At 67.6% G+C, this 13,515-nt stretch carries 10 protein-coding genes; 5 read left to right on the top strand and 5 right to left on the bottom strand.

Annotated features, from left to right (window positions below; genetic code table 11):
* Positions 1-4 precede the first annotated feature (4 nt).
* Complete coding sequence (tldD, locus tag SPI01S_RS16295) at positions 5-1,432, bottom strand: metalloprotease TldD (RefSeq protein WP_066724940.1); 1,428 nt, start codon at positions 1,430-1,432, stop codon at positions 5-7.
* A gap of 49 nt (positions 1,433-1,481) precedes the next feature.
* Positions 1,482-1,712, bottom strand: coding sequence for a zinc-finger domain-containing protein (locus SPI01S_RS16290; RefSeq protein ID WP_066724937.1), 231 nt, complete (start codon positions 1,710-1,712; stop codon positions 1,482-1,484).
* A gap of 68 nt (positions 1,713-1,780) precedes the next feature.
* On the opposite strand from SPI01S_RS16290, the gene SPI01S_RS16285 reads away from it, so the two are divergent.
* On the top strand, positions 1,781-2,698 hold the full coding sequence (locus SPI01S_RS16285) for an ABC transporter ATP-binding protein (RefSeq protein WP_066724934.1): 918 nt from the start codon (positions 1,781-1,783) through the stop codon (positions 2,696-2,698).
* A gap of 34 nt (positions 2,699-2,732) precedes the next feature.
* On the opposite strand, the gene SPI01S_RS16280 is transcribed toward SPI01S_RS16285, so the two are convergent.
* Together SPI01S_RS16280 and SPI01S_RS16275 are read right to left on the bottom strand one after the other, a co-directional pair.
* A complete protein-coding gene (locus SPI01S_RS16280; RefSeq protein WP_245653630.1) occupies positions 2,733-3,272 on the bottom strand; it encodes a hypothetical protein in 540 nt (179 codons plus the stop codon).
* Positions 3,273-3,381: 109 nt separating this feature from the next.
* Positions 3,382-4,275 (bottom strand): CE1 family esterase, encoded by an 894-nt coding sequence (locus SPI01S_RS16275; RefSeq protein WP_066724929.1) that lies wholly within the window; start codon positions 4,273-4,275, stop codon positions 3,382-3,384.
* Between the two features lie 94 nt (positions 4,276-4,369).
* On the opposite strand from SPI01S_RS16275, the gene nadB reads away from it, so the two are divergent.
* The 4 genes from nadB to SPI01S_RS16255 all read left to right on the top strand — a co-directional run bounded on the left by nadB (position 4,370) and on the right by SPI01S_RS16255 (position 11,667).
* Positions 4,370-5,974 (top strand): L-aspartate oxidase, encoded by a 1,605-nt coding sequence (nadB, locus tag SPI01S_RS16270; RefSeq protein ID WP_066724927.1) that lies wholly within the window; start codon positions 4,370-4,372, stop codon positions 5,972-5,974.
* 256 nt (positions 5,975-6,230) lie between these two features.
* Positions 6,231-7,340 carry a serine hydrolase gene (locus SPI01S_RS16265; RefSeq protein WP_245653636.1) on the top strand — a complete coding sequence of 370 codons (1,110 nt, stop codon included), beginning with the start codon at positions 6,231-6,233 and terminating at the stop codon, positions 7,338-7,340.
* A gap of 68 nt (positions 7,341-7,408) precedes the next feature.
* Positions 7,409-10,165: a DNA polymerase I gene (polA, locus tag SPI01S_RS16260; RefSeq protein WP_066724917.1), complete on the top strand. Its 2,757-nt coding sequence runs from the start codon at positions 7,409-7,411 to the stop codon at positions 10,163-10,165.
* Positions 10,162-11,667: a lipopolysaccharide biosynthesis protein gene (locus SPI01S_RS16255; RefSeq protein WP_066724915.1), complete on the top strand. Its 1,506-nt coding sequence runs from the start codon at positions 10,162-10,164 to the stop codon at positions 11,665-11,667. Before polA ends, SPI01S_RS16255 begins: the two co-directional genes overlap by 4 nt.
* A gap of 240 nt (positions 11,668-11,907) precedes the next feature.
* Here the strand turns inward: SPI01S_RS16255 and purH are convergent, their stop codons facing one another.
* The gene (gene purH / locus SPI01S_RS16250; protein ID WP_066724912.1) at positions 11,908-13,476 is read right to left on the bottom strand and encodes a bifunctional phosphoribosylaminoimidazolecarboxamide formyltransferase/IMP cyclohydrolase; all 1,569 of its coding nucleotides are present in this window, start codon (positions 13,474-13,476) and stop codon (positions 11,908-11,910) included.
* Positions 13,477-13,515: the final 39 nt, after the last annotated feature.

Raw genomic sequence — 13,515 nt, 5'->3', positions numbered from 1 at the left:
CGGCTCACGCCGCCGTCCCGCCCACCGTCAGCCCTTCCACCAGCAGCGTCGGCTGGCCCACGCCGGCGGGGACCGACTGGCCGCCCTTGCCGCACATGCCCACGCCTTCATCGAGCGCGAAGTCGTTGCCGATGCCGGTCACGCGGTGGAGCACGGTCGGCCCGTCGCCGATCAGCGTCGCGCCCTTTATCGGCGCGCCGAGCTTGCCGTTCTCGACCAGATACGCTTCGGTGCACGAGAAGACGAACTTGCCCGAGACGATGTCGACCTGACCGCCGCCGAAGCTCTTGGCGTAGATGCCCTTCTTCACGCGGGCCAGCAGCTCGGCGGGATCGTCTTTGCCGCCCTTCATGAAGGTGTTGGTCATCCGCGGCATCGGCGCGTGCTGGAAGCTTTCGCGGCGGCCATTGCCGGTCGGCGCGACGCCCATCAGCCGGGCGTTGAGCCGGTCCTGCATATAGCCCTTGAGGATGCCGTCCTCGATCAGCACCGTCTCGCGCGTCGGCGTGCCCTCGTCGTCGATCGACAGTGAGCCGCGGCGATCGTGGAGCGAGCCGTCGTCCACCACCGTCACGCCGGGCGCGGCGACGCGCTCGCCGATCCGACCGGAAAAGGCGCTGGTGCCCTTGCGGTTGAAATCGCCTTCCAGGCCATGGCCCACCGCCTCGTGCAGCAGCACGCCCGGCCAGCCGGGGCCGCACAGCACGGTCATGTCGCCGGCCGGCGCCGCGACCGCGTCGAGATTGACCAGCGCCTGCGCCAGCGCCTCGTCGATCGCGCGGTTCCAGGTCTCGGGCTGGAACAGCCGGTCATAGACCACCCGCCCGCCGGTGCCGTAGCTGCCCGTCTCGCGGCGGCCATTCTGCTCGACCACCACCGAGACGTTGAGCCGCACCAGCGGCCGCACATCGGTGGCGACAAAGCCGTCGGCGCGCACCACCTCGATCACGCTCCACTGCCCGGTAAGGCTGACGGAAACCTGTTTCACGCGCGGATCGCGCGCCCGTGCCGCAGCGTCGATCGTCTGGCAGAGATTCACCTTGTCGGCGAACGGCACCAGGTCGAGCGGATCGGCGTCGGTGTAGAGATGGCGGTTGTTACCCTGCGGCGGGGCTGCCTTGCCCTGCTTGGCCGGATCGATCAGCGCCATCGTCTCGGCGGCGCGGCGGATCGCGGCGGCGCTGATCTCGTTGGCGTGCGCGAACGCGGTCGTCTCGCCGGAGACCGCGCGCAGGCCAAAGCCCGACTGCGTGTCATAAGCGGCGGTCTTCAGCCGGCCGTCGTCGAAGCCGAACGCCTCGGACTTGCGATATTGTAGATAGAGCTCGCCATCCTCGGCTTGCCCAAGCGCATCGGCGGTCAGGCGAACGGCGGTGTCGGGATCGAACCCGTCACGATAGAGGAAGGCGCGGGGATCGGAAGTGATGCTCATCCAGACGATATAGGATGCGCGCGCACGGAGTCACGCGCTCCTGCGACGATCAGATGCTGCCGCCTGCCGGATGATCGGGCAGCTGGCCCTGGTCCGCACCGTCGGCCACGCCGCCGATCAGCACGAAGCGGCGGTCGCAATAGCCGCAATCGACATAGCCGGTTTCGTCGATCTGGAGATAGACGCGCGGATGGCCGAGCGCGGCGGGCAGGCCGGGGCCGGTGCCGTCGCAGGCGACGCGGGCATGGGCGGTGCGGATGACTTCGGGCGGGGCGATCATGGCCTTGGCCCTTAGCAAAGCGTGCGGGGGCTCGCAATCGGATGCGCGGGGTCTTAAAGCCATCGCCCATGACCCAGGCAGCGATCGCGATCGACACTCTGTGCAAGACCTATGCGGGCGGCAAGCGCGCGCTGGACGGGGTGACGTTCGATGTGCCGCGCGGCCAGATCTTCGGGCTGCTCGGCCCCAACGGCGCGGGCAAGTCGACGCTGATCAACATCCTGGCGGGGCTGGTCAACAAGACCGACGGCAAGGTCTCGATCTGGGGCTTCGACATCGACGCGCATCCGCGCAACGCCAAGGCGAGCATCGGCATCGTCAACCAGGAGATCCTGTTCGATCCTTTCTTCACGCCGAAGGAGACGCTGGAGATCCAGGCCGGGCTGTACGGCGTGCCGAAGGGCAGGTTCGACGCGATGGCGCTGCTCCGCGCGGTGCATCTGGAAGACAAGGCCAATGCCTATTCGCGCACGCTCTCCGGCGGCATGAAGCGGCGGCTGATGGTCGCCAAGGCGATGGTGCATTCGCCGCCGATCATCGTGCTCGACGAGCCGACGGCGGGTGTCGACGTCGAACTGCGCCAGCAGCTCTGGGCCTATGTGAAGCAGCTCAACCAGCGCGGCGTGACGGTGGTGCTGACCACGCACTATCTCGAAGAGGCCGAGGAGCTGTGCGACCGCATTGCGATCATCAACCACGGCCAGCTGATCGCCAACAAGCCGACCCGCGAGCTGGTCGGCATGGCGCAGGAAAAGGTGGTCGAGGTGACGGTGGACCGCGATATCGTCGCCGCGCCGGACAATGCCTGTTTCCAGAAGGTGGAGCTGAAGGGCGAGCGGGTGCTGGTGATCACCTACCGTAAGGACCAGGCGAACGCGGGCGAAGTGCTGGGCGCGGTGCAGGCGGCGGGGCTGGGCATCGTCGACGTGTCGACCCGCGAGGCGGATCTGGAGGATGTGTTCTTGAACCTGACGCGGGCGGCGTAGGGGGAACAGGGGAACTACGTTTCCCAATATTGCATCAGGAAGTTGGTGGCGGGTTCGACTGTGACGCGCCAGGCCATTCGGGACGCTTCAACTCCGCGCCGCTTAACATGTTAGTGATAAGCTTCAGCTGCTCTGCCATGAAATCTCGAATGATATCCCGCTCTTCTTCGGTCGCTGGTCTGCCTTCGATGTCTTTGGCCATTGAATCTAACATCAGACGTGTGCCGGAGAGTGTCACGCCCGTTGCAATCAAATGGCGAGCTACGGACCGACTGCCTTGGTCATCAAGTTCGTAAATTGGAAAGCGGCTTATCTCGTCGGCGACGGATGACATCGCGAGTGACGCGGCATATAAGTTAATAGAAAGGGGTAGGAAGTGACCGAAGGTACGGTGGAAACTTTCCATAGCTTCATACCCGTTTTGTAGAAGGCGCTTCCCGCTTGCTTCCAACTGCCTTTTTCGATGCCAGACCGGCATGAAGGCAGTGAAATATGTGAGGCCCAAGGCTAAAATGGCGCCGGCAAACTGAGCCCAACCTGCAAGTTTGTCGTGAGCTTCCAACCACTCGATCACGCCGATATCCTCATGCCTGCAGCTGACAGTGTGGTCGAACAAACGGCCCTCGAGAAGCCGATATTACTCGGCAGCTGACCATTTTAGCGTCGTCGCTAAAAGGAAGCAGTCAATGCCGATGCCGCGCGAAGAACGCCCACATCGCCTCGTTGTCCGCCACCCAGACATGGCCTGCGCCATGCTTCACCCGTCCGGTCACGTCCGCGCCGCCCGAGCAGCGGGTGAAGCGCTCTTCTTTCACCTCTACCGAAACCTCGCTCGCGACCGGCCCCGCCCGACACCCGTTCAGGTCCGCCCAGCGGGCGAGCGCCGTGTGCATCGTGTACTGCCAGTATCCCGCGCCGCCGCCCTGGATCGGGTTGGTGGTGTCGGCATCGCCGGCGAACGCGAGCACCGGCATCGGCCGCGAGGGCGTGCAGGTCGCCGGATCGGGGACGCGCGGCGTCTCTTTCAATGGATTGCCTGCGCGCAGGCCGACCACCGGCGCGATGGCGGCGAAGCGGTCCGCCGCGACGCAGCCGAGCCACGAACTCAGCCGCCCGCCGCCCGAATAGCCGGTGGCGTAGACCCGCGCGCGATCCACGCAGCCCTTGGCGGCCAGCTGGTCGATCGCGGTCTTCACGAAGGCGACGTCGTCGGCATCCTCGGGGCCGGGTACCTTGCCGGTCACCGTCGGCACGCCGGGGATGTTCCACACGAACCCCGTCGCGGCGGGGATTCCGCCATCGGGTGCTGCGAGCAGGAAGCCGTGGCGGTCTGCGGTCGCCTCCAGCTTCGACTGGGCGAGGATGTCGCGGCCCTTGCCGGTGCTGCCGTGGAACACGAACACCAGCGGCCGCCGCGCCTCGGCCCGGCCCGTGGGCACATGCACCAGCATCGACCGGCCGGTGCCCGCAATCGCCACCGACACCGTCGTCCCCGGTGCGCCCAGCCGGCACGTCGCCGCCTGTGCCGAGCCGCTGCCGAACAGCGCCGCCACTCCGATCCACCAGCCCAACCGCATACGCTTCTCCTGCTCGCGAACCCCCTATGGTCCAAGGGTGGGGATTGCGAAACCCGCGCCGGGCGCGCTTAAAGCGCCGCAAAGGAGTGCCTCTTTGTCCGACACCACCCACCAAAGCGATGTCCTGGTCCTCGGTTCCGGCGCGGCGGGGCTTACCACCGCGCTGCACCTGGCGGACAGGTTCAAGGTGACGGTGCTGGCCAAGGGCGGCTTTGCCGAGGGCTCGACCGCCTGGGCGCAGGGCGGCATCGCCGCGGTGCTGGAAGACGGCGACACCTTCGAAAGCCATATCGACGACACGATGGTCGCCGGCGCCGGCCTCAACGACCGCGCGACGGTGGAGATGGTGGTCGAGAACGCCCCCGCCGCGATCGAGCGGCTGGTGAAACTGGGCGTGCCGTTCAACACCGAGGGCAATGCGCTGCACCTCACCCGCGAGGGCGGCCACAGCCACCGACGTATCGCCCATGTCGACGATGCGACCGGCTATGCGGTGCAAATGGCACTGCTCCGCGCCGCGCAGGCGCACCCGAACATCACGCTGGTGCCCGACATGGTGGTGATCGACCTCGCCACCAGCCGGCATGAATTACGGTATTCCGGCGCGGGCAATGTCTGGGGCGTCTATGCCTTCAACCGCGCGACCAACCGCGTCGAGCTGTTCACCGCCCGCGCGACGGTGCTCGCGACCGGCGGGGCAGGGCGCACCTATCTGTTCTCCACCGCCCCGCGCGGCGCGACCGGCGACGGCATCGCGATGGCGTGGCGCGCGGGCTGCCGCATCTCGAACATGGAGATGATGCAGTTCCACCCGACCTGCCTCTACAATCTCGACGTCAAGAACTTCCTGATCACCGAGGCGGTGCGCGGCGAGGGTGGGCATCTGCTGCTGCCCCCCGATGCCGGCGAGGAGGCGGGCCACCGCTTCATGCCCGATTTCGATCCGCGGCTGGAGCTGGCGCCGCGCGATATCGTGGCGCGCGCGATCGACCATGAGATCAAGCGGCTCGGCCTCGACTATGTCCACCTCGACATCAGTCACATGGGGCCGGAATTCGTCCAGCACCATTTCCCGACGATCTACCACCGGTTGCTCGACCTCGACATCGACATGACGAAGGCGCCGATCCCGGTGGTGCCCGCCCAGCATTATACCTGCGGCGGCGTGATGATCGATCGCGACGGGCGCACCGACCTGCCCGGCCTCTACGCCGCGGGCGAGGTGAGCCAGTCGGGGCTCCACGGGGCGAACCGGCTGGCGTCCAACTCGCTGCTCGAATGCTTCGTGTTCGGCGAAGCGGTGGCGAATCACATCATGGGGCATTGGGGCGAGCTGCCGCCGCCGCCGGCGATCCGGCCCTGGGACGAGAGCCGGGTCGCCGATTCGGACGAAGAAGTCGTCATCAAGCAGAACTGGACCGAGATCCGCCGGTTCATGTGGAACTATGTCGGCATCGTGCGGACCACCAAGCGACTGGAGCGGGCTGCCCACCGCATCAAGCTGCTGCGCGAGGAAGTGGCGGACTATTACGGCCATTTCCGCGTCACGCCGGACCTGATCGAGCTGCGCAACCTGCTGGAGAGCGCCGACCTGATCGTCCGCTCGGCGCTGCACCGCAAGGAGAGCCGCGGCCTGCATTATACGCTCGACTATCCGGAGACGCTGCCGGAGGCGGTCGACACGGTGCTGGTACCTTGAATTCGCCCCAAGCCGTCGCCCCAGCGAAAGCTGGGGCCTCCCAGTGGCCGGGCGACAACGGTGCAGCGCTGCTGATGGAGATCCCAGCGTTCGCTGGGATGACGGTGGGGACGGGGAGAGCGATCGCCCGGCCGCACGCCTCACGTCTCGTCGCTCCACCGACTCGCTTCGTCGCATTGCGGGAATCCCGCGCTTTGCCGCCTCTAGGGGCGGTCGCATGATGGATGTGGGCAAGAGGTTGGTTGCGGTGCGTAAAATTCGGTTTTCCAAGGTCGAGCGTGCGCTGACCGTCGCGGGGCTTGGGCCCGCGGTGCTGCTGGGCTGCGCGGTGCACGAACATCCCGAACTCGCCGCCTATTTCCCCGCGCCCAATTACGGCGTGCTGCTGCCGATTCCGCCCGCCCATGCCGCGCCGCGTCCGGAAACGCCGCCACCCGCGGGGCTGGTGAACCGCCTGTCGGACATCGCGCAGAATTTCGACGGCGTCGTCGGCATCGCCGTCACCAGTGTCGATCGCAACTGGACCGCTTCGCAAGGCGGCGCGCGCAAGCTGCCGCAGCAGAGCGTCTCCAAGCTGTGGGTGGCGATGACCGTGCTCGACCAGGTCGACCAGGGCCGCATCCGGCTCAGCGACCCGCTCGTCATCACCCGCGCCGATTTCACGCTGTTCCATCAGCCGGTGGCCTCGCTGGTCAAGGGCGACCAGGGCTATGTCAGCACCGTCGGCGAGATCATGCGCCGCGCGCTGACGATGAGCGACAATACCTGCAACGACAAGCTGCTGCGCCTCGTCGGCGGGCCGCCGGCGGTGCGCTCGTTCATCGCCCGCAACGCATTGGGCTCGATCCGCTTCGGTCCCGGCGAGAAGCTGCTCCAGCTCGGCACCTCGGGCCTGCCCGCGTGGAAGCCCGAATATTCGATGGGTAACAGCTTTGCGGTGGCCCGCGCCCAGCTGCCCCGCGCGACGCGCGTTTGGGCCTATCAGCGCTATGTCGCCGATCCGCCCGACGGCGCGGCGCCTCTCGCCATTGCCGGCGCGATCGCCCGGCTGAAGCGCGGCGAGCTGCTCTCGCCCGTCTCCACCCAGTGGCTGATCGCGACGATGCAGGCCTCGCACACCGGCAAGTATCGCCTGCGCGGGGCGCTGCCGCCGGGCTGGCAGCTCGCGCACAAGACCGGCACCGGCCAGGACCTGTTCGGCCGCACGGCGGGCTATAACGACGTGGCACTTCTCACCGCACCCGATGGCCGTTCCTATGCGCTGGCGGTGATGATCGGCGACACGCCGCGCCCGATCAACGAGCGCCAGCTGCTGATGCAGGGCGTGGTGCGCGCGATCGTCGCCGAACATCAGGCAGGCGCCTGAAAACCAGGGCCTAAAACAGGCACCTCGGCGGGATGACGGCGGCGCACCGCGCTGCTATCTCCCGCCCCATGCCCCATCTCTATCTCGTCGACGGCTCCAGCTACATCTTCCGCGCCTATCACCGGCTGCCGCCGCTGACGAACAAGCATGGCGAGCCGGTGGGGGCGGTGTACGGCTATACCACCATGTTGTGGAAGCTGGTCGACGCGCTGCACAAGGCCGACGGCCCCACCCATATGGCGGTGATTCTCGACAAGTCCGAGCACACCTTCCGCAACGACCTGTACGACCAGTACAAGGCGCACCGCCCGCCGGCGCCGGAAGATCTGCGCCCCCAGTTCCCGATGATCCGCGACGCCACCCGCGCGTTCAGCCTGCCGTGCATCGAGGAACTGGGCTGGGAGGCCGACGACCTGATCGCCAGCTATACCAAGGCGGCGCTGGCGCAGGGCTGGTCGGTCACGATCGTCAGCTCCGACAAGGATCTGATGCAGCTGATGACCGATCCGTCGGTCGACATGCTCGATACGATGAACAACCGGCGGATGGGCCCGGACGATACGCGCGAGAAGTTCGGCGTCGGCCCGGAAAAGCTCGGCGAAGTGCTGGCGCTGATGGGCGACAGCGTCGACAATGTCCCCGGCGTGCCCGGTGTGGGCCCGAAGACGGCGGCCAAGCTGATCCTCGAATATGGCGATCTCGAATCGGTCCTCGCCGCGGCGCCGGCGATGAAGAAGAGCAAGCTGCGCGACAATCTGATCGAGCACGCCGATCTCGCGCGGCTGAGCCATCAGCTCGTCACGCTCGCCTGCGACGTACCGCTGCCGGAGCCGCTGGAGGCGCTGGAGCTGCAGGGCATCCCCGATGCGCCGATGCGCGCCTTCCTGGAGCATCACGGCTTCAAGACGCTGCTGGCGCGCTTGTCCAGCGTCGCCGATGCGCCGGTCGAGACGCCGGATACGCCGGGCGTCGAGGAAGACCCGCCTTGCGCGCACGATGACTATGAGACCGTCACCGATCTGACCGCGCTGGACCGCTGGATCACCGTCTCGCGGCATCAGGGCTGGGTGGCAATCGATACCGAGACGACCGGGCTCGATGCCACCCAGGCCGATCTGGTCGGGGTCAGCATGGCGCTGGCGCCCAATCTCGCCTGCTACATCCCGCTCGGCCATGGCGGGACGGACATGTTCGCCGAAAAGCCGGTGCAGATCGATCGCGCCGAGGCGATCGCCCGGCTCAAGCCGCTGCTGGAAGACCCGGCGGTGCTCAAGATCGGGCATAACCTGAAGTACGACATGATCGTGCTCGGCCGCGCCGGCATTCGCGTCGCCCCCTATGACGACACGATCGTGATGAGCTTCGATCTCGATGCCGGCCTGCACGGCCACGGCATGGACGAGCTTGCCGCCACCCACCTTGCGCACAGCTGCATCGCGTACAAGGACGTGGTCGGCACGGGCAAGAGCCAGCTGGGCTTCGGCCAGGTCGATCTCAAGGCAGCGACCCGCTACGCCGCCGAGGATGCCGATGTCACGCTGCGGTTGTGGCGGCGCCTGAAACCGCGGCTCGCCTATGAGAGCGTGACGCGGGTCTATGAGAGCGTCGATCGGCCGCTGGTCGCGGTGCTCGCCGACATGGAAAGCGCCGGCATCAAGGTCGATGCCGGGGTGCTCGCCAGGCTCTCCTCCGATTTCGCGCAGCAGATCGCCGCGCTGGAGGAGGAAATCCACGCCATCGCCGGCTTCAAGTTCACCATCGGCAGCCCCAAGCAGCTGGGCGACGTGCTGTTCGACAAGATGGGGATCAAGGGCGGCCGCAAGGGCAAGTCGGGCGTCTACTCCACCGACGTCAACGAGCTCGAGCGCATCGCCGCCGATAAGGATTCACCCGGCCGCGAGATGGTGCTGAAGGTGCTCGACTGGCGCCAGCTTTCCAAGCTCAAGTCCACCTATACCGATGCGCTCCAGGCGCAGATCAACCCGCACACCGGCCGCGTCCACACCAGCTACAGCCTCACCGGCGCGCAGACCGGGCGGCTGTCGTCGACCGATCCGAACCTGCAGAACATCCCGATCCGCACCGAGGTCGGCCGCCAGATCCGCGACGCGTTCGTGGCCGAGCCGGGCAACGTTATCCTCTCGGCCGACTATTCGCAGATCGAGCTGCGCCTCGCCGCGCATATTGCTGACGTGCCCGCACTGCGCACCGCGTTCGAGAAGGGCGACGACATCCACAGCATGACCGCGATGGAGCTGTTCGGCGAAGTCAATCGCGACACGCGCGGCCGTGCCAAGACGATCAACTTCGCGATCCTCTACGGCATTTCGCGCTGGGGCCTCGCCGGCCGGCTCGACGTGACGCCGGACGAGGCGCAGGCGATGATCAGCCGCTATTTCGAGCGCTTCCCCGGCATCAATCGCTACATCGCCGATACGCTGCGCGAGGCGAAGGAGCGCGGCTACACCACCACGCTGTTCGGCCGGAAGACGCATTTCCCGCGCCTCAAATCGCCCAACCCGAACGAGCGGGCGGGTAGCGAGCGCGCCGCGATCAACGCGCCGATCCAGGGCACCAGCGCCGACATCATCAAGCGCGCCATGACCCGGATGGGCCCGGCGCTGGCCGAGGCGGGGCTGGATAAGGTCCGCATGCTCCTCCAGGTGCACGACGAACTTGTGTTCGAACTGCCCGAGGGCGACGTCGCGGCCGCGCGGCCGATCATCGAGCGGGTGATGGCTACCGCCGCCGAACCGGCGATCAAGCTCACCGTGCCGCTGGGCGTGGAGATCGGTGTCGGTCCCAGTTGGGGCGCCGCGCATTGAGCAACGGCCAGGCGTCGCAAGACATCAACGCGCTCGCCAAGGGCGGGCGCACCAACATGCTGGGCTTCATCATCCGGCTGGTGGCGCGGCTGCCCTTCCTGTTCATCGCGGGCCGGGCCTATGGGCCGGAGATCGTCGGCCGCTACGCGATCGCGGTGCTGGTGATCGAGTTCGTTGCGCTGGTCGCCACCCTGGGCCTCAAGCGCGGACTGGCGCAGGCGCTGTCGAGCACCGATCGCCCGCACACCCATGTCGTGTGGGACGCGATGGTGGTCGCCTTCCTCGCGGCACTGATCGCGAGCGGCGTGCTGATCCTGTTCCCGCAGGCGCTGTTCCCCAACAGCCCGGTGATGGGGCTGGAGCGGTTCCTGTCTGTCGCGGTGATCGCGATCGCGCTGTCCGACGTGTCGCTGTCCGCGCTCGCCTATCGCCACAATATCGGCGCGGCGGTGACGGCGCGCGCGATCATCGAGCCTTGGACGATCAGTATCGCGGCCTATGGCTTCTCGTTCGTATCCTTGCGCGACGGGCTGCTGATGGCCTATGTGCTGTCGATGAGCGCGGCCCTGGTCGCCTCGATCGTGCCGTTCGTGCGCGAATATGGCCTGCCGGTCGGCTGGCGGCCGCAGCCGGCGGTGATCTGGGGCCTCGCGCGGCGCAACGCGCCGCTGGCGGGCGCCGACGCGATCGAATGGGCGACGCGCAACGTCGATCGCTTCATCCTCGGGCTGCTGTTCGCGCCGTCGGTGGTCGGCATCTATTACATGGCGCAGCAGGTCGCCTCGGTGCCGCAGCGGCTGAAATCGAGCTTCGATCCGATCCTCGGGCCCGTCATCACCCAGAGCCTCGCCGCGGGCGACCGCCCGGCGGTGGCGCGGCAGGTGCGCCAGGTCGGCTTCTGGATCCTCTGCGCGCAGGCAGGGCTGGCGGTGATGTTCTCGATCCCCGCAGAGGGGGTGATGGGCCTGCTCGGCCGCGAGTTCGTGATCGGTTCGGCGGTGCTGTGTATCCTCTTGTTCTCGGAGGTATTCGCCTCGCCCGGCGCGGTGTGCGAGACGGCGCTGGTCTACATCGCCCGGCACACCAATCTGGCGATCTCGATTGGCGTGCTGATGCTGCAGATTGGCCTAAGCTTCGCGCTGATCTTCGTGGCGCGGGGGCAGGGCTGGCCGGTGCCGGTGCAGTCGGCCGCGCCGGCGGTAGCGCTTGCATTGTCGCTGACGATCGGATCGGTGGTGAAGGGCCTGCTGCTCCAGGCCAGGCTCGGCGCGCCGGTGGTGAGCATCCGGCCCAGCTTCTTCGCGGCGATGCTGGTCGCCGGACTGGTTGGGGCCGCCTTCACCTCGCTGCCGCACCGCCTCGAATGGGCGGAGATGAGCCTGGGCATGCCCGCGATGCTGATCACCTTCCTGTTCGTGATCATCCGCTTCGGCTTCGGCCCCGAGGACCGCGCGCTGTTCCGCAAGGTTCCGCGAGCGGAGGTAATGGCGGCCGAGGTGTAAGCGTTTCCTCCCTCGGCGGAGCCGGGGGAGGGACCGCCGCCGCAGTCGGTGGTGGAGGGGGCCGAGCGAGCGGCAGCGCCCGCCCATACTCGCACTGTCATCCCCGCGAAGGCCGGCATCCATTCGGCGGAACGTTGCAGAAAGAACCGGGCCACCAGCGGCAATGGATCCCCGCCTTCGCGGGGATGACAGAGGTGGGATGCCACGCCGCGCCCCCATCGGAAGCGCGGCGCGCGCACCTCAATGCCGGAAGTGGCGCATCCCCGTGAACACCATCGCGAGCCCGGCCGCGTCGGCCGCCGCGATCACTTCGTCGTCGCGGATCGAGCCGCCCGGCTGGATCACGGCGGTCGCCCCGGCTTCCACCGCCGCCAGCAGGCCGTCGGCGAAGGGGAAGAAGGCGTCCGACGCCACTGCCGAGCCGATCGTGCGCGGGGTGGCCCAGCCGGCCTTGTCCGCCGCGTCCTTCGCCTTCCACGCGGCGATGCGGGCGCTTTCCAGGCGGTTCATCTGGCCGGCGCCGACGCCTGCGGTGCTGCCGTCCTTGGCATAGACGATCGCGTTCGACTTGACGTGCTTGGCCACCGTCCAGGCGAACAGGCAGTCGGCCAGTTCCTGCTCGGTCGGCTGGCGCTGGGTGACGACCTTGAGCTGGTCGCGGGTGACGATGCCGTTGTCGCGGCCCTGGACCAGCCAGCCGCCGGCGATCGACTTGGCGAACAGGCCGGCGCGCGCCGGATCGGGCAGTTCGCCGGTCAGCAGCAGGCGGAGATTCTTCTTCGCCGCAAACAGCGCCAGCGCTTCCTCGTCGGCGTCGGGCGCCACCACCACTTCGGTGAAGATGCCGGTGATCTGCTCGGCGGTCGCGCGGTCGAGCGGGCGGTTGACGGCGATGATGCCGCCGAACGCCGAGACGGTGTCGCAGGCGAACGCCGCCGCGTAGGCCTCGGCGAGGGTCGCGCCGCTCGCCACGCCGCACGGATTGGCGTGCTTGACGATCACCGCCGTCGGCGGGCCGTCGCGGAATTCGCTGACCAGCTCGAGCGCGGCATCGGCGTCGTTATAGTTGTTGTAGCTCAGTTCCTTGCCCTGGAGCTGGCGGGCCTGGCCGATGCCGCGCGCCGCGGCACCGGTCGCGGCATAGAAAGCCGCCTGCTGATGCGGGTTCTCGCCATAGCGCAGCGCCTGGCCGCGCTTGAGCGAGATATTGAGCGTTTCCGGGAAGGCCTCGCCCTGGTCGGCGAAGGCGAACCAGCTGGAGATCATCGCGTCATACGCCGCGGTGGCGGCATAGGCCTTGGCGGCGAACTGGCGGCGCTGCTCCAGGGTCGTGGTCCCGCCCATCACCAGCGCATAATCGGCCGGATCGGTGACGATCGCCACCGACTCATGGTTCTTCGCGGCCGAACGCACCATCGACGGGCCGCCGATATCGATATTCTCGATGATCTCGTCGCGGTCGGCGCCCTTGGCGACGGTCTGGGCGAAGGGATAGAGGTTCACCACGACGAGGTCGATCGGCACGATGTCATGCTCGGCCATCGAGGCCTGATGCTCGGCATTGGTGCGCACCGAGAGCAGGCCGCCATGCACCTTGGGGTGCAGCGTCTTCACCCGGCCGTCCATCATCTCGGGGAAGCCGGTCAGGTCCGAAATGTCGCGGACCGTGAGGCCAGCGTTGCGAAGCGCCGTGGCGGTGCCGCCGGTCGAGACGAGCTCGACGCCCTGGGCAGCCAGTGCCTGGCCGAGTTCGACGATCCCGGTCTTGTCGGAGACCGAGAGGAGCGCGCGGGTGATCTTGATGTCCATGGCCCGCCCCTCTCCCGGATCAGGCCGCGCGGGGCAAGC

This window comes from Sphingomonas pituitosa NBRC 102491, from assembly GCF_001598435.1.
Lineage (GTDB): Bacteria > Pseudomonadota > Alphaproteobacteria > Sphingomonadales > Sphingomonadaceae > Sphingomonas > Sphingomonas pituitosa.
This window is presented reverse-complemented; position numbering and strand designations above follow the sequence as displayed.